Annotated in this window: 24 protein-coding genes; 23 read left to right on the top strand and 1 reads right to left on the bottom strand. The window is 63.9% G+C overall.

The features are described from left to right. The first annotated feature begins 45 nt into the window (after positions 1 to 45). The 4 genes from HB677_RS13240 (at position 46) to HB677_RS13225 (ending at position 4,005) form a co-directional block, all read left to right on the top strand. Complete coding sequence (locus tag HB677_RS13240; RefSeq protein ID WP_213816200.1) at positions 46 to 1,179, top strand: hypothetical protein; 1,134 nt, start codon at positions 46 to 48, stop codon at positions 1,177 to 1,179. Between the two features lie 93 nt (positions 1,180 to 1,272). Beyond that, the gene (locus tag HB677_RS13235; protein WP_213816199.1) at positions 1,273 to 1,986 is read left to right on the top strand and encodes a hypothetical protein; all 714 of its coding nucleotides are present in this window, start codon (positions 1,273 to 1,275) and stop codon (positions 1,984 to 1,986) included. Beyond that, positions 1,983 to 3,161, top strand: coding sequence for an AAA family ATPase (locus tag HB677_RS13230; RefSeq protein WP_213816198.1), 1,179 nt, complete (start codon positions 1,983 to 1,985; stop codon positions 3,159 to 3,161). Before HB677_RS13235 ends, HB677_RS13230 begins: the two co-directional genes overlap by 4 nt. A gap of 181 nt (positions 3,162 to 3,342) precedes the next feature. Further along, positions 3,343 to 4,005 carry a hypothetical protein gene (locus HB677_RS13225; protein ID WP_213816197.1) on the top strand — a complete coding sequence of 221 codons (663 nt, stop codon included), beginning with the start codon at positions 3,343 to 3,345 and terminating at the stop codon, positions 4,003 to 4,005. An 807-nt stretch (positions 4,006 to 4,812) separates the two neighbouring features. Here HB677_RS13225 and HB677_RS13220 read toward each other — a convergent pair. Continuing rightward, positions 4,813 to 5,430, bottom strand: coding sequence for a DUF4145 domain-containing protein (locus tag HB677_RS13220; protein WP_213816196.1), 618 nt, complete (start codon positions 5,428 to 5,430; stop codon positions 4,813 to 4,815). Between the two features lie 218 nt (positions 5,431 to 5,648). On the opposite strand from HB677_RS13220, the gene HB677_RS13215 reads away from it, so the two are divergent. The 19 genes from HB677_RS13215 to HB677_RS13125 all read left to right on the top strand — a co-directional run bounded on the left by HB677_RS13215 (position 5,649) and on the right by HB677_RS13125 (position 25,175). Then, a complete protein-coding gene (locus HB677_RS13215) occupies positions 5,649 to 6,311 on the top strand; it encodes a hypothetical protein (protein WP_213816195.1) in 663 nt (220 codons plus the stop codon). A 38-nt stretch (positions 6,312 to 6,349) separates the two neighbouring features. Continuing rightward, on the top strand, positions 6,350 to 7,645 hold the full coding sequence (locus HB677_RS13210) for a PBSX family phage terminase large subunit (protein ID WP_213816194.1): 1,296 nt from the start codon (positions 6,350 to 6,352) through the stop codon (positions 7,643 to 7,645). An 8-nt stretch (positions 7,646 to 7,653) separates the two neighbouring features. Further along, complete coding sequence (locus HB677_RS13205) at positions 7,654 to 9,267, top strand: hypothetical protein (RefSeq protein ID WP_213816193.1); 1,614 nt, start codon at positions 7,654 to 7,656, stop codon at positions 9,265 to 9,267. Further along, on the top strand, positions 9,264 to 9,407 hold the full coding sequence (locus HB677_RS13200; RefSeq protein WP_213816192.1) for a hypothetical protein: 144 nt from the start codon (positions 9,264 to 9,266) through the stop codon (positions 9,405 to 9,407). The genes HB677_RS13205 and HB677_RS13200 overlap by 4 nt, the downstream gene beginning before the upstream one ends. Positions 9,408 to 9,514: 107 nt before the next feature. Then, positions 9,515 to 10,729: a phage minor capsid protein gene (locus tag HB677_RS13195; RefSeq protein ID WP_213816191.1), complete on the top strand. Its 1,215-nt coding sequence runs from the start codon at positions 9,515 to 9,517 to the stop codon at positions 10,727 to 10,729. 112 nt (positions 10,730 to 10,841) lie between these two features. Continuing rightward, on the top strand, positions 10,842 to 11,618 hold the full coding sequence (locus tag HB677_RS13190) for a hypothetical protein (RefSeq protein ID WP_213816190.1): 777 nt from the start codon (positions 10,842 to 10,844) through the stop codon (positions 11,616 to 11,618). A 15-nt stretch (positions 11,619 to 11,633) separates the two neighbouring features. Next, positions 11,634 to 12,845 carry a DUF5309 family protein gene (locus HB677_RS13185; RefSeq protein WP_213816189.1) on the top strand — a complete coding sequence of 404 codons (1,212 nt, stop codon included), beginning with the start codon at positions 11,634 to 11,636 and terminating at the stop codon, positions 12,843 to 12,845. A 68-nt stretch (positions 12,846 to 12,913) separates the two neighbouring features. Further along, a complete protein-coding gene (locus tag HB677_RS13180; RefSeq protein ID WP_213816188.1) occupies positions 12,914 to 13,189 on the top strand; it encodes a hypothetical protein in 276 nt (91 codons plus the stop codon). A gap of 84 nt (positions 13,190 to 13,273) precedes the next feature. Continuing rightward, on the top strand, positions 13,274 to 13,750 hold the full coding sequence (locus HB677_RS13175) for a hypothetical protein (protein WP_213816187.1): 477 nt from the start codon (positions 13,274 to 13,276) through the stop codon (positions 13,748 to 13,750). A 2-nt stretch (positions 13,751 to 13,752) separates the two neighbouring features. Then, the gene (locus HB677_RS13170) at positions 13,753 to 13,950 is read left to right on the top strand and encodes a hypothetical protein (protein WP_213816186.1); all 198 of its coding nucleotides are present in this window, start codon (positions 13,753 to 13,755) and stop codon (positions 13,948 to 13,950) included. A gap of 2 nt (positions 13,951 to 13,952) precedes the next feature. After that, positions 13,953 to 14,363 (top strand): hypothetical protein, encoded by a 411-nt coding sequence (locus HB677_RS13165; protein ID WP_213816185.1) that lies wholly within the window; start codon positions 13,953 to 13,955, stop codon positions 14,361 to 14,363. Between the two features lie 9 nt (positions 14,364 to 14,372). Further along, positions 14,373 to 14,720 carry a hypothetical protein gene (locus HB677_RS13160; protein WP_213816184.1) on the top strand — a complete coding sequence of 116 codons (348 nt, stop codon included), beginning with the start codon at positions 14,373 to 14,375 and terminating at the stop codon, positions 14,718 to 14,720. 8 nt (positions 14,721 to 14,728) lie between these two features. Next, the gene (locus HB677_RS13155; RefSeq protein ID WP_213816183.1) at positions 14,729 to 15,121 is read left to right on the top strand and encodes a hypothetical protein; all 393 of its coding nucleotides are present in this window, start codon (positions 14,729 to 14,731) and stop codon (positions 15,119 to 15,121) included. Further along, positions 15,114 to 15,551, top strand: coding sequence for a hypothetical protein (locus tag HB677_RS13150; protein WP_213816182.1), 438 nt, complete (start codon positions 15,114 to 15,116; stop codon positions 15,549 to 15,551). Before HB677_RS13155 ends, HB677_RS13150 begins: the two co-directional genes overlap by 8 nt. A gap of 80 nt (positions 15,552 to 15,631) precedes the next feature. Further along, entirely contained in the window at positions 15,632 to 16,381 is a 750-nt protein-coding gene (locus HB677_RS13145) for an IPT/TIG domain-containing protein (protein ID WP_213816181.1), read from the top strand. Positions 16,382 to 16,459: 78 nt separating this feature from the next. Next, on the top strand, positions 16,460 to 16,981 hold the full coding sequence (locus tag HB677_RS13140) for a hypothetical protein (RefSeq protein ID WP_213816180.1): 522 nt from the start codon (positions 16,460 to 16,462) through the stop codon (positions 16,979 to 16,981). A 198-nt stretch (positions 16,982 to 17,179) separates the two neighbouring features. Beyond that, on the top strand, positions 17,180 to 20,266 hold the full coding sequence (locus tag HB677_RS13135; RefSeq protein WP_213816179.1) for a phage tail tape measure protein: 3,087 nt from the start codon (positions 17,180 to 17,182) through the stop codon (positions 20,264 to 20,266). Further along, a complete protein-coding gene (locus HB677_RS13130; RefSeq protein WP_213816178.1) occupies positions 20,266 to 21,054 on the top strand; it encodes a hypothetical protein in 789 nt (262 codons plus the stop codon). The genes HB677_RS13135 and HB677_RS13130 overlap by 1 nt, the downstream gene beginning before the upstream one ends. Positions 21,055 to 21,074: 20 nt before the next feature. Beyond that, positions 21,075 to 25,175 (top strand): hypothetical protein, encoded by a 4,101-nt coding sequence (locus tag HB677_RS13125; protein WP_213816177.1) that lies wholly within the window; start codon positions 21,075 to 21,077, stop codon positions 25,173 to 25,175. Positions 25,176 to 25,182: the final 7 nt, after the last annotated feature.

The following is a 25,182-nucleotide window of genomic DNA, read 5'->3' as shown; positions in this document are numbered from 1 at the left end:
GAGGGGACCGAATCCGAAGCCGAACTACCAAGTAAGGAACGAATCATGTCAAGTATCGCATCAACCACGGACGCTGTCACTATCGCAACCCAGCGCGCATTCCTCATGGCGCAGGCTCACAACCGCGGTGATTCTGCGGCAGTCGGCCGCTTCGCGACCGCTGCAGACACCACGATCACAGAGGCATGGGAACGGTCTCTCGCGAGAACCGCTGCCCGGGAGGAAGTGATCGCTGTACTGAGGAAGCGCGTCTTGCTCATGCGACAGGCGAACGCCCGCCAGGATGTGCAACGTGTCGTCGACATGGCCACCGCGCCCGACCTCGAGATAACCAAACAGTGGGATGAGCTTGCTGCCCGCGGCGCTGCGCGAGCAAAAGAGGCGACGGCCGTGGCCGTAGGTTCTCCCGAAGTGTCGCCCGAAGACACCGATGACGAGCGTTGGCGGTTCGGTGAGACCCACGATCTCGCGATTGCGTCGACGAACGCCGACGATGAGGCCGGCATCTCCGCCTTCACCGTTACCGAGGATGACGGCGAACCGGAGCTGCGTCTCGAGTGGGGCGGCGGCTACGGGACGCAGGTTCCATTCAGCCGGATCCCGGAGCTCAATGAGGCATTCGGCAACTTCACGAACGAAGTGATGCGGCGCCACCTTGAAGTGGCCAATCCAGAGGACAACGCTCTCGCGCGCCCCGGCGCCCCCCTCGCGTTCAGATTCGAACACCACACCGCGACAGACGGTGATGGCGCGGAAGTTGAGTCCTGGGAGGAAGCAACTCTCTCGTTCTCGGCAACCGCGGGGACTCTGTCGATTCACAACAACTGTGAGTCTGGCACCTTCGTCGTGGATCCGTATCTCGAGGACACGGTCATGACGACGGCCGCTGCGCGACTGTACATCGCGGAGCTCATGCAAGCCGTCAAGGAAGCAGAACGCAAGAACGGCACGGTGCCCGCGACTACTCGAGAGAACGCCGCCGTGACAGCCCCGTCGACTATCCAGCAGGCCGCTCTCAACCATCTCCGACTCGTGAAAAGCAACCACGAAAAGCAGGCAGAAGAGGATCGGAGGTACATCTCGCTCGCAGGCGAATACGACCTGAGTCCTACGCAGATCGCCGAAGCATCCGGCATCGCGATCGAGCAGGTCAACGTAATTCTCGGCGGTCGTATCTAGTGCCAGCCAAGTCATTTATCCGACGCACCATCAATTGCCCGAAGGGGGTGAATCACCGTGGCTCGAATTAGGAGTATCAAACCTGAGTTCTGGGTGGATGATCGAATCGTTGATCTGCCAATGCCGACTCGTCTTCTTTTCATCGGGCTGTGGAACTTCGTCGATGACGACGGCTACATCTCGTTCAACGCAAAGCGAATCAAGATGCAGATCTTCCCCGCGGACGATCTCGATGTTTCTGGCGCGCTCCGGAATCTTCTGGAATCGGGCCAGCTGCGAGAATTCACGTCGGACCAGGGCCCGCTTCTCAAGATAACGAATTGGAAGCGCCACCAGCAGGTCTCGCACCCCGCTGCAACGCGTTTCACTGGGATTCAGCCCCTCAGCTCAATGAACGCTCCGGAGCCGTCCCGAGTGAGCGAGAAAGTTCCCGAGGGCTCTCCCCTGAATGGAATAGAAGAGAAGGGAATAGAAAAGAAGAGAGTCGTCGCGGAAGTCCGCCCCGACGTCGCGCGTCTTTGCACGATCCTCGCCGACTTGGTCGAAGGCAACGGCTCGAAGCGACCCAACATTGGCAAGGGCTGGCACGAAGCAGCCCGGCTGATGTTGAACGTTGACCACCGGCCTGTGGCGGAGTGTGTCGCGCTGCTTCAGTGGACGCAGTCTGATGCGTTCTGGAAGTCCAACATCCTGTCTATGCCCAAGTTCCGGGAGAAGTACGACACCGTGCGTCTGCAGCGAGATCGGTCGCGCGCCGAAGACGCGAACAAGCCTCGGACAAACCCCGACGCTTGGATGCAGACATGACGGGGTCGCCCGCAGAACGGGCCGTTCTGGGATCGGTACTCATGGATCCGAAGGTGTACCGGTTTGCCGCCGACGTTGTGTCCGCGGATGACTTCGAGGATCAACGCCTGGGCGCGATCTTCGCAGGCATGGGTCGGCTCTTGGCAGTCGGTGCTCCCGTCAACGAAATCGCAATTGGCAATCACTTCCCGGAGTGGCAAATCCGCGGAATTGAGCCGGGCGAGGTGTTCACGTGGACTGACAACGTTGCGCACGCGCAGTCGATTAGTCAGTACGGCATCGCGGTGCGTGATGCCGCTATCCGACGAGGATTGCGTGACATCGGCACTCGGGTAGTGGCGAACGCCGCAAATCCCTCCTGGGCATCTCCGGATGCGGTGTCGAAGGCCATCAGCGAGCTCGAACGTTTGCGTGAGTCAGCGTCGACGTCGATGTTCGTTGCGAAGAAGCTATCCGCAATACTGGACGGCTCTGACGAATACGACTGGGTCATCCCAAACCTGCTGGAGCGCAAGGACCGCTTGATTCTGACCGGCGGAGAGGGCGCTGGGAAGACGACGTTCGTCCGACAGCTGGCGATCCTGTCTGCCGCGGGCATCCACCCGACGAACTTCACGCCGATCGAACCGGTACGCGTGCTGGTGGTGGACGCGGAAAACACCGAACGACAGTGGCGCCGAGCAGTCCGGTGGATGACGAACACCGCGGCTCGAGAGGGCTCAGCAGATCCCGGAGAAACAGTTCGGGTGATGGCTTCACATCGCATCGACATCACCAAAGAGCAGCACTTGGGCGAGGTGCACCGGCTTGTGGATCTGCACAAGCCGGACGTGTTGTTCATCGGGCCGCTCTACAAGCTCGTGCCCGGTGCAATCAACAATGACGACGATGCTGCCCCCCTTATCGTCGCCCTCGACTCGCTCCGCGATCGCGACATTGCTCTCGTAATGGAGGCGCACGCCGGCAAGTCCACCGGCGGCGATGGAGAGCGGGAACTCCGCCCTCGAGGTTCGTCCGCGCTACTGGGCTGGCCCGAGTTCGGAATGGGCCTGCGCGTCACGGACGCATCCGGCATGGTGCAGGTCGTGAAATGGCGAGGAGATCGCGACGTCCGCGACTTCCCCCGCTACATGCAGCGAGGAGGTGCCTGGCCATGGATGCCGTCAATTGGTTGAACGGTCAGGGCCCGGCACCGCGACGTCCGAAGCCGCAGCGGTGCTGCGCAAAATGCAAAACCCCGTACGGATGCGGAAAGCGTTCCTGCGACTGCCATACCCGAAACGGACGCCGCGGGGGCCCGGGCAACTGGGCCTCCCCCGTCGCCCCACGTCTGACCTTCAAGCAAGGAGATCCATCATGAGCGACAACTACCTTCTCGACGCCGTCGACGCACTAACGAAACCGGTCCGAAGCAAGGTGATTCAGGATTCACCGGACGCAGCAATGCCGGGGACATCAGTCGCCACTGTCGAACTGCCCTCGCTACTGGATCAGCTCGACGAAGCAATCCGCGGGACGATCGGAATTGGCGGATCCGGCTCGCTGGCGAACGAGCGCAACATGCTGAACAATGATGCTCTCCACCGGTTCGTCACGATCAGCTCGATGATCAAAGACTGGGCGCGTGCAGTGAAGATACCGGTCAAGACGGGCGACCTACCCGGGCCCATGCTGCGTGCCTGGTTCATCGCGTTCACCGCGGCCGGCCAACCGTCGCTGGAGGCCGAACGTTTCTACTCCCGTCAAATGAACGGATGGGCTGCACAGATCTCCGCCATGTTCGACCCACCACGAACACGGGATCTCCCTGACGCATGTCCCGTCTGTGAAGCGACGGAATGGTGGAACCCAGAGACAGGTCAGAAATACCCGCGTCCGCTCGTCATCTCATTTCACGACGGTCCAGATCTCCTCGACCGAGGCAAGGGGCTTTGCCGTGCATGCGACACCACGTTCCGGATTCGGGAGCTCGCCCTAGCAATCGAAACGGCAGCCGCCACGCTGTCGAAAGTTGACTGATACAGAGCACAATTCTGTGTTAATCTTGAAGCAAGTTCGTAGAACTCTGAAGAAATTTGGATAGACGAGAAGGGCCCCTCACTTCGGTGAGGGGCCCTTTGTCGTCGAGGCACCACGAATCTTTTTGATCCGATCGGTTGCAGCCGGGATTCTACCCACTCACCTACCGGATTACGATGCTGCCATCATCCATCTGGTAGTACGGCCGGTCGGGCTGCACGCGAGGACTCGAAGTGGGAAGCACCCACGACTCGTCGACTGAGTGTCCGTTGCGTAATCCGCACTTCATACAAGTGAAGTAGACAACCGGATCGATACGCTCCGTGCGTGGTATCGAGCCTTGCGCCGTCCTCATGGTCGTTCGCTCGATGCGCGCCGGTGTGTATTTCGAGTAGTGCAGGTAATCGTCCGTATTGCAGGTCTGACAAGTTGGTGCAGGAAACATTGGCGATTCCTTCCGATGCTGGCCGAATCGGGCATCCGGTTCAGTAACCACACTGAGCCCTATCGAACGAATGCACCGACCGACACGCGCAGACCGAGGTGCTAGCTACTGGATGGTTCACACCGTTCGGACAAGGGTCATTGCTAACGCGGTGATCATCGGCAACAACCCTCACCACGGGTCAGCAACAGCCCCAAGCCCGCGTAGGGCGGTTGTCATACGGCAGAGCGCCTCCGGGTCGGCTGCCACCCCTCATCTTCGGCAGTGCCGCGTCAACGTGTCAGGGAAACGAGCGCGAAGTCCGCCCTGAAGCTCCCGCACCTTTCCGGGAGTGGCGGTACTGCGCGCACTGCCGAACTCCGCTACTCGGCCTGCTTCGCTAAGCGCGCAGCTTTTCTGCGCTCGACCGCGGCCGGCGACTGAAACAACTCGTGAAGCAGTTCACTCATCAGTCCCAAGATTTCGTCTGACTCCTCAGGGGTGATCCTCACGACAAAGTCGCCATGAGCGACCGAGTTGCCAAGGTGTCGGATCTCGTGCGCAGCGTCCTTGATGTGCTCACGTATGAGCCGGCGTTCGTACAACCCGGTGATCATCTTGTACAGGTCACTCTCCGTAGCGCCGCGTGCTTTCGCTGCTGCCTCCACGACCGCCCGTGCTATTGCAACCGAGCCGCGGTACGCCGAGATGCTGTGGCATTGATATGCCTCAGTGGCAGCGTCAGCGATAACTTCCGGCACATCCGGGAAATCGCGACCAGCGACGAACTCAGGAGACCAAATCTGGGTGTCAGTAGTTTCGGGTTCGTCGGAATTACTTCTGCTGGGTATCCAGTTCACAACACTCAACCGAGTGCAGTTCGCGCAGACGCACGCAACCGCCCTCATCAGGGTGTTGTTGGAAGTTCGCACCGGTCTCGAGGCCATCACCGGCTGCATGTAAGTCGGCTTGCCGCACCAGCCGCATTTCGCTTCTGCCATGTGCAGAGCCTACTAATGACGCGGCCGCGCACGCGTGGATCGCCTCCACGGGTGTTGCATGCCACAGGAGCGGTTCACGAATGAATGTCCGGCCCCAGCAGCCAACTCGCCGCCAAGAGCGTGCACCACTGGGCGAGCCGGAACCTCTTCGGGGGTAGCGCGTCAACGTCAGCCCATCGTGCCCAGCCCACGGCGTGCAACGAAGGCCGCGCTCACACATGGCTGCAACCTTTCCGGCCACCGTGGACCTGCGCGCTACCGCCGAACACCTCCAAACGGGGTACAACCGGCTCCGAAAAGACGCCGAAGTAATCCCAAACCCCCAAAACCGGGGGACAAACCACACATTCGAGGCCAAATCGCCTCATCCGAACGCGTCCAGGTGGCGCAACGAGGTGATCGCAATGGCTCAAGGTCAAACATTCGATCAGGGTCCGCGCGCACGCGAGCTGTTCGATGCCGGCAAGTCCTGTAACGCCATTGCGCGGGAGCTGGGAGTTGCTGCGTCGACCATCTCCGGGTGGGCGAAGCGTGAGGGGTTGCTGTTCGATCGGGCTAAGACCGCCGCGGCTGTCTCGGCACACCGCATCGATCGCGCCGCGGTTCGCGCAGACATCATCGATCGGATGTATCTGCGCACACAGTCCATCCTTGATCGCCTCGAGGCTGACATCTTCGTTTACCACATCGCGGTCGCTGGCTCCGGTATGGAGAAGGTTGAGGACAGCGCCCCTCCTGCTCAGGACGAGAAGGCGCTCGCTTCGGCTATCGGCATCTACCTTGACAAGGCCACTCGCCTTGAACTGGTCGACGGCGATGCGGGCGAGGAAGCGGCGAAGGGCATGCTCGCCGAGCTGGGCGCGTTCTTGGGAATCGTGTGACTACCGTTCTGCATCCCAACACGGCTTTCAAAGCGCCGATGTCGGAGAAGCAGATTTGCTCCCTCAGGGAGTCGACGGCTCGCATCAACATCTGGGAAGGCTCGGTACGTTCGGGCAAGACCATCGCGTCTCTGGCGCGGTTCCTGATCTACGTCGCAACGAACACAACTCGTGGCGAACTCGTTGTGGTGTCTCGCACACGCGACTCAGCCGCACGTAACGTCTTTGCCCCGCTGATGGACCCGAACCTGTTCGGTGCGACATCACGCTTCGTCAGCTACACCTCCGGCGCCGCCTACGGCATGATTCTGGGCCGCAAGGTGTGGGTGCTCGGTTCCTCTGACATCCGCTCAGAGAACGTCCTTCGAGGTCTCACCTGTGCCGGTGCATACGTTGACGAGCTGACGCTGCTGCGCGAGGACTTCTTCACTCAGCTGCTGAACCGCCTCTGGGAAGGCGCGCAGCTATTCGGCACCACAAACCCCGACTCCCCTGGTCACTGGTTCAAGGTCAACTTCCTCGACCGCTGTGACCCTGAGCACCCCCAGTTCCTCCCGGACTGGAAGGTGTGGAAGTTCCTGCTCGACGACAACCCCATGCTGTCCGAGGCGCGCAAGGATGCGATCAGGCGCGAGAACACCGGCCTGTACTACCGCCGCAACGTGCTCGGGGAATGGGTTGCCGCCGAGGGCGCGATCTTCGAGACGTTCGACCCCGACCTCAAACTCGGGTACGTCATCGAGTGGGACGACCTGCCGCCAATGGCGGAGCTCATCGCGGTCGGCATGGACTACGGAACATCGAACCCGACCGCTGCCCTGCTGCTCGGTATCAGTGCGGAACTTGACCAGTACAACCGGCCGGCGCCACGCCTGTACCTCATCGACGAGTATTACTTCAACTCGAAGGTCGAACAGCGCCAACTGCCCCCTTCCGAGCAGGCACGCGAGCTCAAGGCGTGGATCGAAGCAGACCACCTCCCGCCGAACAGCCCCCGCCTCACCCCTCGGTTCATCATCCTCGACCCGTCAGCCGCACCACTTCGAACAGAACTCGCACAGCAGGGCGTCATGACGACGCAGGCCGACAACGAGGTGCTCTACGGGGTTCGCACGATGGCCTCGCTCATCTACGAGAAGAAGCTGATAACCACCACGCGGTGCAAGAACTTCATCCGTGAGGCCCCGGGCTACAGCTGGGACCCCAAGGCCACACTGCTCGGCGCTGACAAGCCGATGAAGGTCAACGACCACGCCTGCGATGCCGTCCGGTACGCAGTCATCACAACCGAGAACATCTGGCGCTCCCGGATCAAGTTCGAACTCGCCGCCTAGGAGGCCACATGGCTAACGCCGACGCCTTCCCCCCGTACCCCTTCGACATCGCGGGGTCACGGTACGCCGAACACCGTGCATGGTGGGCGTCGGACATGGCGACCATCGAGCAGATCTACTCCGGCAAGACCCGGGCAACCCACATCCACCAGGGGCGGCCTCACCGCGGTGGTGTTGTCGGCAACCTGTCCAAGATGTTCTGGGGTAAGCCGATCGCCGAGGGTGAGGACCGGGTGCGTCTGCACCTGCCGCTGCCGGCCGACGTTGCGCAGAAGTCCGCTTCGATCCTGTTCGGCGAAGCCCCCAAGTTTGAGCTGCCCGACTCCGACTCGAAGAACGTCAAGGCGCAGGAGCGCCTCATGACGTTGATGAGCTCCGACGAGTCGCACGCCGAGCTGCTCAAGTCCGGCGAATACGCCTCATCCCTCGGTGGCGCGTACCTCGCCCCGGCATGGGACGCTGAGGTCGCCGATCACGTATTCCCGAAGGCGTACCGCGCCGACGTCGCCCTCCCTGTGTTCCGCCACGGTCGCCTCGCCTCGGTGAAGCTGTGGACCGAATACCAGCAGGACGACGGCCGCGCTGTGTTCCGCCTCATCGAAGAACACCCCGGGCCCGGCCTGATCCGCTTCACCCTGTACGAGGGCGGAGTGGGCACGCTCGGTCGTGCTGTGCCTGTCGACACTCTCGAAGAGACCGCGCACATCGCCCGACTGAAATCGCCTGTCGAGTACCTGCGTCTCGCCACCGAGGGGCAGTACACGATCAGCATCGCCACCGGCATCGATGAGATGGCGGTCGCCTACTACCCGAACATGATGCCGAACCCTGACTGGGAGCAGTTCGGGGCGCTCGCTTCGGTGGGACGTTCCGACTACCTCGGCCTCGAGCCGGTGTTCGACAAGACGGACCAGCTGTGGTCGTCGCTGTTCCGTGATGTGGAGAACGGCGCTGGCCGCGTCACCCTTCCCGAGTCCTACCTTGAGCCTGGCGCTCGAGGTCAGGGACCCACGTTCGACCCGGACCGCACCTACTACAAGGGCATCAACACCCTTGGCGCGGCTGCTGACTCGCTCAAGTCGCAGATGCTCATCAGCCAGTTCGACATCCGTGATGACGTGCACCTCAACATCATCGACGCCCTCGAGCGGCGTGTGCTGCGCACCATTGGCCTCTCGCCGAAGGAGTTCGGCAAGTCGAACATGGCAAGCGGCGCCAAGACGGCAACGGAAGTCACCGACGACCGTGCCGAGACCGAAGCCACCCGTGACGTGAAAGGCATCTACGCCCGCCCCGCGCTGGCAAAGAACGCCCGGGTGTGCCTCGCCATCGACGGTGTCGTGTTCCCCGGCAAGGGCGGCGGCGAGTTCGGCACACCCACGATCGGGTTCGCGAAGATCAGTCAGGAAGATCCTGAGAAGCGAGCACGGACCCTGCAGTACCTCGACGCGGCACGTTCCATCGCCACCGAGGATCGGGTCCGTTACCGCCTTGAGGGTGAGGACGTCACCGAGGCGGAGATCCGACTGCAGATCGAACGTGCTGAGGCGGAACTTGGCACGCTCGCCCCAGACCCGGCCACCTTCACTGGTGACGACGACCCCGCGAAGGAGACCGAGTGAACGAGTCGATAGTGCTGGTGGCCCTCGGCCTCCTGGCGTACGCGGTCGTGTCGCTCTGTGACCGCGGTGTGCGCGTCAAGGGCATCTCGTGGTTCGACGTTCCTCGCTACCGGAACACCAAACAGAAGCGGAGTCGCTGATGCCAGGCCTCCACGGGTACGCGATCCGAAGTCAGTCGTCGAAGAAGTCCGGCGGTCGCGCGCAGCAGACCAAGGCACATCGGAAGCGACGCACGCGGAGGTAGCTCATGGCCGTGTACGTCCCGGACCCTGAGAACCCCGTCTCTGCCGCTGATCTGATCGAAGAGCTGGGCCTCGAGCTGGCCGCCCGTTACGCCGGCGCCGAGGACGAACTGATTCGATCGGTCGCCCGCCGCGCTTACCGCGACCTCGCGTTGCAGGAAGCGCTACGCCGGGCGAACCTCGACTCGATCGACCGCAAGCCCTTCGAAGCCGCCCTCGCCCGCAACCGGGCACTGGCTGAACTCGAAGGGTATCGAGCACAAACGCTGCGGGAGTTGCAATTCACCGGCCTGCAGATGGCGGAGAAGCTGCGCAGTGACGAGCTCGCGCAGAGCATCATCGACATCGCCGCGAAAGAAGGGGAGGCCGCGGCCGTTGCCCGACTGGGCATGGCGAAGCGCCTCCCCGTCACTACCCCGCTCACAGGGAACGCGACGCAGGCTGTCGCGCAGCTCACCCTCGACCTCAGCTCACGCCTCGAAGCGATGCACCTCCGCATCGCCCGGTACCCACAGGACGCCTACCAGCGAGTCATCAACATGACCGCCTCCAACGTCCTGCTCGGTGTACAGACCAGCCAGCTCGCACAGCGCACAGCGGTGCAGCGGTTCCTCGGAGAAGGCATCACGGGGTTCGTCGACAAGGCGGACCGCAACTGGCACATCGGCTCCTACGCCGAGATGGCTACCCGTACCGCGGTGAACCGTGCGTACAACGACGCCGGCGTATGGCGGATGCAGCAGTCAGGCATCAACCTCGTCACCGTCCAGGGCGCCAGCGACTCCTGCAAGCGGTGTGCACCGTGGGTCGGCAAGATCCTCTCCACGGATGGCACGACGGGCGCTGTGACTGTACAGCACGCGACGCAGGATAAGACCATCACCGTCGTCATCGCCGCGACACTCGAGCACGCCAAAGGTGCTGGGCTTTTTCATCCGAACTGTCGGCACAAGTGCACCGCTTACCTCCCCGGCCTCTCCATCCCGCAGAAGGGGCAGGAGTACGACCCCATCGCTGAGCGGGAACGTGAGACGCAGCGCGCGATCGAGCGCAAGATCCGCTCAGCCAAACGTGACGAGTCGGTCGCCGGGGATGACATCTCCCGCCGCCGCGCACACCGTGACGTCCTCGACGGACAAGCGGAGATGCGCGACTTCGTCAACACCACCGGACGCCCACGCGCCTCGTACCGCGAACAACTCGCATTCGCAGACGGATAACCGTCCCCACAATCTCGTCGCCATCGTGCCCTGCTCACGGTGGCGACGACCCCACTTCCAGCGCAGGGCTGGAACACCCCAACCGCGGCCAGGTGCCGCAAAGGAGTCCACCGTGACTATCACCACATGCTCGTACCCCGCCCAGCGCGGCACTGACGGTCTCGCCGTCATCGGCCGCACGAAGCACGCCCTCATGGGCATCCGCTACCTCGAGAACGAGGGTGGTGACGACGCAGCCGCACAGGCCGCAGCTGCTGCCGCTGCAACAGCCGCAGCGGGTGGCGACAATGCCCCCTGGACCAAAGAGAACTTCGACCCCGAGCGTGCACAGAAGCTGCTCGAGAATGTCCGCGGTGATCTCGCCACAACGAAGGCGAAGCACGAGAAGGACATCGCCGACGCGGTCGAGAAGGCCACCAAGAGCACCCTCGCTCAGTTCGCGAAGCTGATCGGCGGCGGCGAGCAGACGGAGACCGATCCGGTGAAGCTCGCAGCCAAGGTCACCGAGCTGACCAACAAGGTGAGCGAGCAGGACGGCAGCCTCACCGCTGCACAGTCCGCCGTCATCGCCGGCAAGCTCTCCACCGAGGTCGCCGTACAGGCTCACGGCCTCGGCGCCTCCGCCAAGAAACTCCTTGCCAACAAGGACTTCATGACTTCCATCGCGTCGGTAGATCCGACCGATGAAGCGGCCATCACGGCCAAAATCACAGCTGCGCTCCAGGCGAATGCGGCACTCGGCATCACCCCGGCCAGCTCAGGCAGCGACGGTCATCAGGGCGCCACACTCCAGTCCCTCGAAACCCAACTCGCGAAAGCGGAGAAGGACGGGGACGTTTCCGCATCCATCGTGCTCAAGCGGCGCATCCGCGCTGCGAAGGCCAACTAGCCCTAAGGAGCTACCATGCCCGGAATCACCGGACAGGGAACGACCTACAACGAACCCAACTTCGTTGGCGAGCTGTTCCGCATCACGCCCGAGTCCACCCCACTGCTGTCCGCCATCGGTGGCCTCACGGGTGGCAAGTCCGTCAAGACGGTCGAGAAGGAGTGGCAGGTCACCGACCTCCGCGACAACGACCAGAACACCGCGCTCGAAGGTGCAGCCGCACCGTCCGGTGTCGCTCGCGTTCGCTCGAACGTGACCAACATCGCCGAGATTCACCACTCCGCGGTGGAGACCAGCTACACCAAGCAGTCGACGCCGAACAAGACGACGACCGCCGGCGTGGAGGGCACCAACCCGATCGCGAACGAGCATGACGAGCAGGTCATGAACGAAATCAAGGCGGTCGCGAAGGATGTCAACCACGCGTTCTGGAACGGCGAGTACAACAAGCCCGCTGACAACACCACCGCGCGCAAGACCCGCGGCCTGCTGCAGGCCATCGCCACCAACAAGGTGATCTACAGCAACGGCGGCGTCGAGCTCGGCGCCACGGTCGCTGGCACCTCGGCCACTGACACGATCACCATCACCCACGGACTCAACGTGGGCGACAAGGTCGTGTTCTCCGCTCGCGGTGGACTCACCTCCGTGGTCATCGGCCGGGTGTACTTCGTCCAGGCTGTCACCGGCACCACGGCGTTCAAGGTGTCCGCCACCAACGGCGGCGCTGCGATCACCCTCGGAACGGCGACGGGCATCAAGCTCTACGCCGTGTCGACGACCGCGCCGACGCTGGACACGTACAACTCGCTGTTCCAGCGTGCGTACGACAACGGTGGCCTCGGAGACGCAATCTCCGGCACCATCGCGGTGAACAGCTCGCAGAAGCGGAACCTCACCGCCACGTACGCCTCGGCGTACGCGAAGAGTGACCCGTTCTCCGGTACTCGCAACGTTGGTGGGCTGAACCTCACCACGATCGACACCGACTTCGGCACGCTCAACATCATGCTGGACCGCCAGCTCCCGCAGGACGCTCTCGCGATCGTCTCGCTCGAGCAGCTCGCCCCGTTCTTCCTCGAGGTGCCCGGCAAAGGCCACTTCTTCGAAGAGGACCTGGCGAAGGTCGGTTCGGCGGAGCGCACCCAGCTGTACGGCGAGATTGGTCTCGAGTACGGCAACGAGAAGGCCCACGCCCAGCTGCGTGGCCTTCCGACCTTCGTATAGGTCGACCTCTGGGCGGCTGGTAACCCCAGCCGCCCACCCCCTCTCTTGACAATCTGAAACGAGGCACCATGTCACACACATTCAAGTCCCGCATCGACGGCAAGACCATCACGGTGGACGAGTCGATCGAGCAGCTGAGCAATCCCGGCGACTGGGAAGAGGTCGTGAAGCAGACCGCTGCCGAGAAAAAGGCGGAGAAGGAAGCCGCTGAAAAGCAGGCAGCCATCGACGCTCAGGCCAAGATCGACGCTGACGCGAAGGAAGCGGCCGAAAAGACCGCCGCCGAGCAGTCAGAGGCCGAGCGTGTCGCTCTCGAAGCGAAGAACACCACGCCCTCCAAGTAGCACCCTGCTGGCCCGGAGACGTCTTCCACCGTTTCCGGGCCAGCACCCCTCAACTTTCCGCGCATTCCCTGAACGGAGGCCGTCATGGCCCGCATCATCCACCCCCGCCCCGAGGCTGGCCGCCAGACCGCATTCGACGTTGTCGAGTTCGTCGACGGTGTTGCCGAGTACGACCTGACGGACGCCCCGAACCTCACGGCCGCGCTGCTGCAGCACGGATACGCCATCGAGCCGTCCGCGCCCGTCGAGTCCGACGACCTCGAGTCCTGGCTCAAGGCCGACCTGATCGCGCTCGCGCTCGCGCGTGGTGTCGAGCTGGGCAAGGCCAAGACGAAGCCCGCCATCATCGCCGCGATCCGCGCGCAGGTGCCGCTCGCCGTCATCGCTGGCGTCGTGGAGCTCGAGAGCGACGGCCTCACGTTCGACGAGGCTGTTGCCGCTGCTCCCGAGGGTGGGTTCGCAATCGTTGAGCTGCTTGACGGCACGGTCGTCGGTGACGGCACGAGCATCGTCACGCTGAGCGACGACGGCACCGCGACCGTCGAAATCCCCGCGGTTTAGTCATGGCTGACGGAGGCTCGGGCATCATGCATCTCACCCCTGACTGGGCCGAGCCTGCCGGCGATCCCCACAGCGACGGCCGCGGTGGCGATATTCGCCTCCCCGGAGTTGACCTGGCGAGACGCTACATCGAGTCGCGCGGTCGCGCAGCAGCAGCTCTCGTCCGAAACCGTATCGACAACGACGACCGGGAGGACTGACCATGGCCCAGCGTGTGTACGCCACCGAGGCCGACTACATCGCCTTCGCCGAGGAACCCTCCGAACTCGACCCCGCTGTGCTGCTCAAGCGTCTCCGGTCGGCGTCGGAGGAGGTCGACTCGTTGACGCTGTTCTCTCGCTATGCGCTCGATGACGACGGGTTCCCCACTGACGCTGATGTCTCGGACGCGTTCACTGCGGCGACCTGCGCGATTGTCGAGTACCAGGCGGTAGATAACGACCCGACTGGTGCTGAGGCGAACGCGGGCGCGGTGAAGATCGGCTCGGTGTCTCTCGGTACAACGTCCTCGCGTGAGTCGACCGCTGACCCGACCGAGCAGCGCATCGGCCCGAAGGCATCCCGCATCCTCCGCAACGCTGGCCTCATCTCACCGGTCATCCGACACCTGTAGGGAGCGCTCATGGCCCGGCTGCGCAAGAAACACCTGCCCCACCGGGTGACGATCACCCGCCTCACCGGTGAGGGCGCTGAGGGGCCAACGTGGGCCGACCCAGTCCCGGACATTCCGGCGTACACCGAGGGGAAGTCGAAGCTCGTCATCGACCGCCGCTCCACATCGGAAACTGCCGGCGCTGAGGTGCTAGCCGCGACATTCTTTGTCCTGCTCACCACAGATGACGTACTGCCCGGGTCCAAGATCCTCAGCGCCGCGGGCACCCCACGGGAGCGCACCTCCGAGGTCATCGACTCCACCCTCTTCAACTACAACGAGACCACCCCCAACCATGTTGAGGGCTGGGCCACCTAGGGAGCGTCATGACCGGGATTCAGTCCAACGTGACCGTTACTGGCGACTTCGGCGGCGTCATTGCGCAGATCCTTGCCGGTGCCGTGCGCGGGCAGAACAAGGCCGCGGAACGGCTGCTGGCGCTGTCCGCCGCTGAGGTTCCGCTGGACGTCGGCACGCTCGAGTCCTCCGGCTCTGTGGTGCCTGCCGGCTCCATCGGTGACGACTCGCTCGTGACCTACGACACCCCGTATGCCGCCCGCCTCCACGAGGATGCCGCGTTCGTCGACAGCCTCGGACGGCGCTACCCCGGTGGCTCGAACTTCCAAGGCGGACGCAAGTCGCACTACCTTTCCGACCCTGCGCTGCAGAACAAGGACGAGCTGCTCGCCATTATCGCGGCGGAGGCCGGTCGTGGCTGATCCCATCGCCCCCGAGGTCACGCTGCGCCGCGGGCTGGCTCAGTACCTCGCCGACCATGATGTGGCGGTCTACCGCCCGGTTGGCGCGTACACCGCTGGGGAGCGTGGCATCTATACCCTCGGCGCCGGAATGCCCACCGTGGCCGGTTCCGACAACGCGCTCGTCCTCCGCTCCCTGCAGACCGTCGCCACCGACCGGGCAGACATGCTGTACCGCGTCCAGATCGAGTCGCGCATCAAGGGATCGCCGATCGACGCCGAGAACCTGGCCGCGTTCATCGCCTCCGTCATGGATCAGAAGCAGGACGTCCCGCCAGGGCTGCACATCGCATGGTGCTCGCTGTTCTCGCAGCTCGCGATCAGCGCTGACAGCAGTGGGCGCTGCGGCACGTTCCAGACCTTCCACCTCATGGGACGCCGCGGGCTGTAGCCCCACCCCAATAACCACCCCTCCATTGCGAGGGGTTCGTCGGCATGCCCCGACACCCCCACAAAACAAGGAGATAAACCATGCCCGACCAGACCCTCTACAACACCACCGCGCAGACCGAGGGCACCCTCGCTCTCGCGCACGAGAAGCTCCTGCGCATCAAGCGTGCCGGGGTGTTCGAGAACATCACCGGCGACTGCAACAACATCGCCGACGTTGCGACCCCCGCGACCATCAACCGTGAGAACTACGGCAACAAGGGCCGCACCGCGACGCAGAAGATCGGCGACAACCACGTCGTCAGCTTCGACGTCGAGGCCGTGCGCGACAGCAGCGGAGTCATCGCCCAGCCGTGGCTCGTCCCGCTGCTGAACATCGCGAAGGCATCAGGTTCGGCCAACTTTGTCGACCTGCAGCTGTTCGATGCGAAGGACCCCGCCCTCGGCGCCATTCAGGGCTCGTTCGCTGTCGCCGTCGCTGACCTCACCACGGGCTTTGCGGACAAGGGTGGGTACAAGTTCACCCTCACCTCCAACGGTGCCGTGCAGCAGATCACGTCCCCGATCGCGGGCACCGGTGTTCCGGTCCTCGAGAGCGCGCTCCCCACCGCGCGCGCCGCCGGTCAGAACGTCGTCGTGAAGGGTTACGGCCTCACCACCGTCACCGCAGCAACCATCGGCGGCGTCGCAGCAGCATCCATCACGCAGGTCGTCGGCAACGACAACTACGTGGTCCTCGAGGTGCCCGCTGGCACCGCGGGGTCGGCTCCGATCGTCGTCACCAACGCGCTCGGTGCCTCCACGGCGCTGCCGTACAACCGCGGCGCATAACCACCCGCTCGGCGGCCGGCACTCGCTGGCCGCCGAGCACCCCTCATCCACCGCAATGCCTCTAGCAGGGAGAACAGCATGACCGTAATCGCATCAATCCAGAATCGAAACCTCGTACTCCGCCTCAGTGGCGTCGACGAGCCGTTCGTCATCCCTCCGCTCCCCGGGCGTCGAGGCAAAGAACTCACCGAGACCTACCTCAAGATCGCATCCGGAATCATCTCCCCGGTAGGCATGGACGGCGTGCTCGCCGAGGCCGTTGGCTCCGAGGTGCAGGCGCGCCTGGACGAGGAACTCTCCCTCGCTGAGCAGCAGAGCATCCTCATGCCCGCTTTCCTCTGGCAGACCGTGCTCGGCATGGACGGCGTCAACACCTTCCTCTCCGGAGGTGAGGGACTCGCCGGTGCAAAAAAAGGACTCGAGCTCCTGCTGCTGAGTTTGGGGCTCTCACTAACGACGATCGCGCAGAGTTCGGAATTGGAGACCCAGATCCAGTCACTGGCACCTACCCCGCCTACAACTACCCCGCCGACTGGAAAGACGATCGAGAAGCTGCCGCCCGCGAAGCGGTCGCGCAATCAGTCGCCGAAGAAGAGCTAGCCAGCAGCATCACTGCCGTCGAGCTGTGGGCCATCGTGCTGCCCCAGTTCTTCGGTGAGGTCGAACTCGACCTTGTACAGCACCACCTCGTGCCTGACCTCGACCATGCCCTCGAGACACGCACCTGGCACTTCATCCGCTCGGCAATCACACGTCTGATCGACGTCGATTCATGGACCAGAAAAGCGGTGATGTCGGATGTCTGGAGCGCAAAACGCGGGGTCGATCGCCTTCTCGATCCAGATGATCGGGCAGCAAGTATTCGCTCAGGAGGCGAAGCAGGCTGAAACCGCTTTCAAGGGTGTTGCCGCCGCGGCGGAAACCACGAAGGCGAAGGTTGCCCCGGTCGGCGCCGAGCTGGACAAGACCGGCAAAGCCGCAAAGTCCACCAAGGCTCCGCTCGACGACTCGGCCAAGTCCACCAAGGGACTCGGTGACGAGAATGCCAAGGCGGCGCCGAAGGTAAAGCAGACCGCCGCCGAGCTCAAAGAGCTGCAGGAGAAGGCCAAGGCCGCCAACACGGTCGTCGGCACCGCTGCGGTCGGCGTCGGCGCGGCGATTGCCACAATGGCGGCCGTCGCCGTCGCGAAGTACACCGAGTTCAGCGACGCAACTACCAAGACCACCGCGGCCACAATGGCCTCCGCTGGCGAGCAGAAGAAGCTTGAGCAGGCGGCGCTCAGCGCTGGTGCATCCTCCGTATTCTCAGCCACGGAGGCGGCGAACGCTCAGACCGAGCTTTCCAAGGCAGGCCAGTCGGTCAACGACATCCTCAACGGCTCCCTCACAGGCTCTCTGGCCCTCGCCGCTGCAGGAGAACTCGGTGTTGCGCGAGCTGCGGAAATCGCCGCCACGACCCTCACAGTGTTCGGCCTCAAGGGAGAAGCGGCCGGGCACGTCGCCGACCTGCTCTCGGCGGGTGCGGGCAAGGCGCAGGGTTCCGTCGATGACCTCGCCCTCGCCCTCGATTACGTCGGCGTCGGCTCTGCTCAGGCGCACATCGGCCTCGACCAGACCGTTGGCACGCTGGCACTACTGGCCTCCAACGGAATCATCGGAGAGAAGGCCGGCACGCAACTGCGCGCCATGCTCGCCTCCCTGCAGGGCCCCACCACACAGGCCTCCGCGACGATGAAGCAGTACAACATCGACGTGTACGACGGCCAGAAGAAGTTCATCGGATACGCCGCAACCGCCGAGATGCTCAAGAACAAGCTCGGCGGGCTTTCCGACCAGGAGAAGGCCGCGGCGCTCAACCGTATCTTCGGTGTCGAGTCCATGAACGCCGTCAACGTACTCATGACGGCGGGGGCCGCGGGTGTCGATGAGTGGACAGCCAACGTCAATGATTCCGGCTACGCTGCCGATCAGGCGCGACAAAAAACCAACAACCTCTCCGGCGACATCGAAAAGCTCGGCGGGTCGATGGACTCCGCACTTATTCAGACCGGCTCATCTGCCAACCAAGAGCTGCGCACAATGACGCAGACGATAACCAACCTCGTCGACTGGTACTCCAGCCTCGATGCCAGCATGCAGTCGTCGGCGTTCACCATCGGTGTCGGCGCGGCAGCCGTGCTCCTGCTCGGCGGAACGTTCATGCTCGCGGTTCCCAAGATTGTGGAGTTCCGGGCAGCGCTCACGACCCTGAGCACCACTATGAAGGGAACTGCTCTCGCTGGCGGTGGGCTTGGGCTCGCCCTGACCGCCGCTGTCACGGTGCTCGGCATCTTCGCTACGAACGCTGCCAACGCTCGTGCCCGAGCTGAGAGCCTCGCTGAAACGCTCGACAAGCAGACCGGTGCCATCACGCGCAACTCGCGTGCATGGGCCGCTGACGAGCTGCAGAAGTCGGGGGTGATCGCTGCGGGTAAGGAACTCGGCCTCACGTCATCGCAGGTCGTCGGCGCCTACCTGCAGGAGGCTGACGCTCTCAAGGCGTACAACCGCGTTGTCAAAGATGCGAACGACCCCAATAGTGAATTCTCCAAGTCCATTCGGGGCACGTCCAAGGACATGTTCTTCATGCGCGGCGAGATTGACAAGGTCTCCAAAGCCATCGGTGACGGCGACAAGGCGCTCAAGGATGGTCGCGAACGCAACGACGATCTTGCCTCCGCCACTGAGGGCAGCGCCGACGCGACCGAGCAGGCCGCTGCAGCTCAGACACTGCTCACCCAAACCACTGAGGCCGCCGACGCGGCGACCAAGCAGTGGCTGGAAACCCTGACCAAGTCGGATGCCGCATTCGTCGACCTGCAGGGCGCCTACGACGAGGTCATTCAGAAGAACCGCGACGTAGCCACCGCGACCGCCGACGCCACCAAGAGCAGCGGCGACTCGTGGAAGGACTACTACGACGGCGTCTCTGTCGGACTGGACGACTACCTCGCCACCCTGCAGAAGCAGGTCGACGCCCAGAACAACTGGGAGAACAACCTCGTTGCCCTCGCTGGGCGCGCGTCCTCGGGGCTGCTCGAGGAACTTGAAAAGCTCGGACCACAGGGTGCTCCCCTGGTGGCCGATCTGGTGAACTCGTCCGCCGACGAGCTGTCCAAGGCTGAGGCACTGTTCGGCGAGAAGGCGGACGATGCCACTGGTGCTTTCGCTCAGCGACTGCAGGACTCGCAGGCCGTCATCGCGGCGGCCGGCGCGCAGCTCGGCAGCAAGACCGCCGAGGCTGTCGCCCGGGAGCTCGCCAACGGCACCTCCACCATCGGTGACATCGTCGCCAAGTACGGCCTCACCATCACATCGTTGGTCCCGCAGGTGCAGATCAGCACCACGCAGGCACAGTCGAACCTCAACGCGTTCTTCACCGCGAATAACGGGCGGACGCTGTACCTGAAAACCCACGTGGGCACAGGCCCCGGCGGTTCTGGTGGAATCGCGTTTGCTGACGGTGGCCGCGTGAACGCCTACGCCAATGGTGGTCGAGAGGACCACACGGCACAGTTCGCGCGCGCGGGCACCACGGCCCGCATCTGGGTGGAGCCGGAGACCAAGGGCGAGTACTACATCCCCGTCGCAGAAGAGAAGCGCGGCCGATCGACCACGATCCTCGCGCAGGCCGCAAACGAGTTCGGCTACGACCTCGTCCCTCGCGGCGCTCAGCGGTTCGCAGACGGCGGGCGAAGCGGCAGTGACACCTCCCCCGTGACGGCTGGCACCTCTCAGCCGCAGTTCTCGCTCGGCGGAATCACGTTCATCAACCCGACCGCAAAGGACCCCGCAGTGGATCTCCAAACGGCCGCCGAAGTAATGCTGATGGGACTCAACGGCTGATGTATTCGCTCAATGGGGTTCCCCTCGAAAACGAGGCGTACGACTGGACGTTCCGCTTCGGCTCGGTACCGCTGGCTTCCTATGGTGCACGCATCACGGAGCTGGTCATTCCAGGCCGGAGCGGCACCCGGCGGATGCCGTCGACACTGAACCCGACCAAGGTTGCGCTCATCGTGCAGACGCCGCGGAAGAACTACTGGCGGCTCCTGCTGCTGGCGATGTCACCGAACCTGCAGATGACGCGGACGGACAACCCCAACAAGGTGTTCCCACTCCAGTTCCTCAGCAGCAGCCCGGAGACCCTTGGCGACGAAGAGGAACTGATCGACGTCTCGCTGGGGTTCATCAACAACGACGTGTTCTGGTTCGACAAGGTCGGCACCTGGTACCCGGAGCTGTCGTTCCCCAGCGGGGCGCTCACGGCGAAGATTCTCGACGGCATGACCGCACCCGTCCTCGACGCCATCCTGCGCATCAAGGGCGGCATCGACAACTTCGTGGTCACCGACTCCCGCGGCTCGTCGTTCGCCTACAACGCCACGATCCCGGTCGGCAACTACTTCCGGTTCGAGGCCGTCTCCGGCCGCGCGTTCGTCACCACGACGGACTCGTGGGCGGGCGGCACCGAAGTCACAGGTTCCGTCATCAACGGGCCCGGGCCGAACGCTTTCGAGCTGACCCCGGTCTACGGCCAGATCCCCGCAGCTCAGGTCTCCATCACCTCCGCCTCGCGCAACAGCCCGGCGTTTCAGGTGTTCGCGCGCCGCGCATTCGTTTCCCCCAGCTAGATACTCCGTTAGGAGCTGACGTGGCCTCCGCTTTCCCCACTCAATTCGTCGCCTACACACCAGGCGGGGCACAGCTCACAAGCCCGACCTACCTCGTGCCGACGCTTGAGGCGAAGATCACCGTCCCGTACAACGAGTTCCCCACCCTTGAGATTCCTGTCTCCACGGTGCTCTACGGCACCATCCCGAAGTACCTCGAGGTCGGTGTCGAATACTGGAACGGCGCGAGCTGGAACGAAATCAAGGGCTGCCGTTTCCTGATGAACGGGCGCGGCAACGACGACACCGATCCCGCGGGCGTGCAGACGCTGACCGGCATCAACATGTGGGGCTGGTTTCTCTCCAAGACGTACCTCGGTGGAGTAGACCCGTACTTCCGTAACGGCCTCGACTCTGTCGGCTCCCTGGCGATCACGGGCGCCACGTCCGCAGGTGTCACGATCACGAAGAACGGCCACGGATTCTCCACCGGCGACCGTGTGCGCATCGACGCGGCCGGCGGCATGAACGAGGTCTCGGTCGGCTCGACCTACTTCGTGCGCAACGTCACCGCGAACACGTTCCAGCTCGCGGGTTCCGCGGGCGGTGTCGCGCGCAAGGTCGCTAAGGGCGCCGGAATCGCGATGCACCTCCGCCGCCACGTCGTGAAGGCTGAGGCTCACCACTTCCTCCTGCACCAGAAGGTCACCGTCATGCACACCGGAGGGGCCGACAACCTCTCCGCCGGGCAGGACTACTACATCGTCGAGCCGACGACGAACGGCTTCTCGCTGGCCTCCACCGTAGGCGGCACGCCGATCGACATCGACACCGTCAACGGCATGGACATCAAGCTGGCGCTGGACGGCGACCGCCGGTTCAACAACGTCACCCCTGGCACGATGCTCAAGACCCTCATTCAGGAGGCGATCGCGCGCGGCGAGCTGCTGAACGGTGCACTCACGTACGACTTCACCGAGGCGCGCGACTCGGACGGCAAGCTCTGGCCGAAGTACACGATCGGTGTGCCCCCGAACAAGACGGGCACGCAGTTCTTCCAGATGCTGCTGGACCTCGGTTGGATCGAGTTCGCCACTGACGGCCGCGCCCTGCACGCGTACGGCGCCGGGCACGGGTATGACCGATCCGTGGGCGACACCCCGGTGCAGCTCGGCAAGAACGCGGACGCTCGGCCCCTGAAGGCGAACCTCGACAACGTCCTCACCGACGTCGTCTCCGTCGCCGACAACGGCCGCATCACCGCCGTGCGCACAACGCCGGGCCCGTGGCCTCTGGGCCGCCTCGCTGCCGTGCAGACCCAGTCCGGTGTCACAGACACCGTGACCTCGTCTGCCGTGACCGACAAGACGGTCAGCCTCACAGCGACACCCGACGAGCAGTACACCATCACCGAAGCTGCCGACGTCGCCCTGTACCTGCCATTCCGCAGTTACCAGCCCGGCGATACCGTCATGACGCGGCTGTCCGCGAAGTGGACACCGCTCAACGTCGCGTCGATCAACCTCCGCGTTGACGGCGACCTCAACACCACCATCGACGTCATCCTCGGGCGCCGCTTCCGGGGCATCCTGTCCAAAGTCAACGCCAAGGTGAACAAGTTCATCGCTGGTGTGGGCGACCTCGGCAGCAGCACCCCAGCGCCGAGCATCGACCAGTCCCGCCCGGCCGCCCCGGCGAACGTCGTCTACGAGACCACCGGTGCGTGGATCGGCGCAAACCCGAAGGCGGACATCAACGCCACATGGGATGCCGTCGTGCTCGACGAGTCGGGCTCGCCCATCACCGTCGTCGATTACGAGATGTTCGTGCGCAGCGAGGACTCTGACGTCCCGGTTTCCGCCGGCCGCACCGGTGGCCTCCTGTTCCACAAGGCCCCGGGATACGACCCCGACAACTACCACTACATCTCCGTCCGTGCCCGCTCCGCCAACGGCATCTGGGGTGCTCCCTCGGAAGAGGAAGAGCTTGTAACCTCCACCCCCGTTATCCCGCTGGACCCGCCGAGCGCACCCGCGCTGACGGTGAAGCTCGGCGTCGTGAAAGCGACATGGGATGGCACTCTGGCTAGTCCGCTGGACGGCGTCATTGCCCCGCCCGCGCAGTTCGCCTACGTCTACGCGGCGGTGTCGGACACTCCGACCGGGCTGTACACGCCGGCGGGCGCGAGCATCAGCCACAGCGGTGGCATCACCATCACCGGGCTGATCCGCGGGAACACGTACTACGTCCAGTTCTACGCCGTCGACTCCCTCGGCGTCACGTCGCAGCCCTCCGCCTCGACGCCCATCGTGGTCGTCGGCGTGGTCGGACCGGACATCGAAGCGAACTCGATCACGGCGAACGAGATTGCTGTCGGCGTGCTCGAAGCGGAGTTCATCACTCTCGGCGCTCAGGTGCCGCAGGGTGGCCCGACCGAGCGCGTTCCCACCCCGCCCACGAACATGGGCTGGTGGTCCGGTGTCATCGCTGGCACCACGCCGCTGACGGTCATTCCGGGTTTCACTGGGTACAGCTTGCACGCGGCGGCCAGTCCGCTGGGTGTGGTGCTGTCGCCGACCAGCTCGGAGCAGGCGTACCTGTACTTCACTGCTGTGTTGGCAGTGCCGCAATCACGCTCGATCTACTCGGAGTACCTCATCTCCGGGTCAGCATCGGGTGGCGCAGGCGTCACCGTCGTCACCTTCGACGGTGCCGGCGCTGCCTCCGCATGGCGGCTGAACCACGCCGAGGCGTTCGCCTTCCCCTCCAACGCGGTCACGTACACCGTGTACGTGTCGCAGGGCGCGGGCGGCGGCGGTCGCACCGTCTCTGCACTCCGCATCTTTGAAGCGGTGGGCACCGCGGTCACGGGACAGCAGAACACACAGATCACTCCGGCCGGGCTCATCATCACCAATGACGATGGTTCCGCGCAGGCCGCGTTCACGACGAACACTGACAACTACCTGACGATCAGCCAGAAGCAATCCGATGGCAGCTATCAGGACAAGACCGTCCTCGACAACCAGGGCGGCGCGTCCTTCCAGTCGCTATCCGTCGCAACGGATGTCACAGTTCGTGGCACCGACCTGTTGGGTGGTTTCGAGGGCATCACTCGCAACGGCTCATCCGATGGCGGCGCGGTTTTCGACCGTCTCGCTCGCGGCGGCGTGGCTGCGGCGTTCTTTGCCAAGGCCGGCGGCACCTACACCGACGCGACGCGCGCAATCGCGGTGGGCAAGTTCGTCGCCACGGTCGGACGCCGGTACGAGTTCAAGATCGATTCATCGTTCCAGGCGTACAACAGCGCGGGCGTGGGCACCTCGGTAATCGAAGTGCTCGTGTCGCAAACGCCGATCGGGCTGAACGACACCAGCGGGTACAGCATCGTCAAACGCGCTCAGTTCAACTCGACAGTGGGCATCCAGATCAACCCTCTGGATATGTCCCGTGGCATGCGTGTGCGGGATGCGGTGTCGTCGATCCAGTTCGCTGGTGGGGACAACTACATCCTCGTGCGGCTGACGAACTCGGGTGGTTCGAACCTGGTGTGGGGAAACATCGTTCCCATCGTGTCGATCATGATCGACGACGTTGGCCCTGATGTGCCCAACATCCCCGACTGGTCGGTGGACGGCACAACGGGCACGCCGACACCTCCCGGGGTGGCGACCACGCAGGCATGGACTGCTGCATGGTCCCGCTCGTGGGCGAACAACGGCACGACGGTCGAGGGCAACCCCTACCTAACGCAGGGACCGACGAACCTTGTCGGGCCGCAGCACACCGCCAAGTTCGGATTCCCCCCGCTGGGGCTGTCGGGTCGGACGATCACCGCGTGCCAAGTGATGCTGCGCAATGTGACGACGACGCTGAATGCCGGCGCTCGAGCGGTCATCGGAACGCACGGCGACACGTCCGCTCCGGCGACGTTCACTGGCACTCCCGCCAATGAGTTCGATCAGGACTTTGCGCGCGGCGAGGGTCGTTGGGTGAGCGTCCCTGAATACCTGTGGCCGTCAATTGCATCGGGCTCCATCCGGGGGTTCTCTCTCGGGTCCGCCGCTGGCGGGGTTCTCGGCGCAAAGTTCGCTGGCGTATCGGTTGGCTCCCCACCGCAACTCCGCGTCACCTACTACTAGGAGCACT

The organism is Glaciihabitans sp. dw_435 (genome assembly GCF_018449675.1).
GTDB lineage: Bacteria > Actinomycetota > Actinomycetes > Actinomycetales > Microbacteriaceae > Glaciihabitans.
This window is presented reverse-complemented; position numbering and strand designations above follow the sequence as displayed.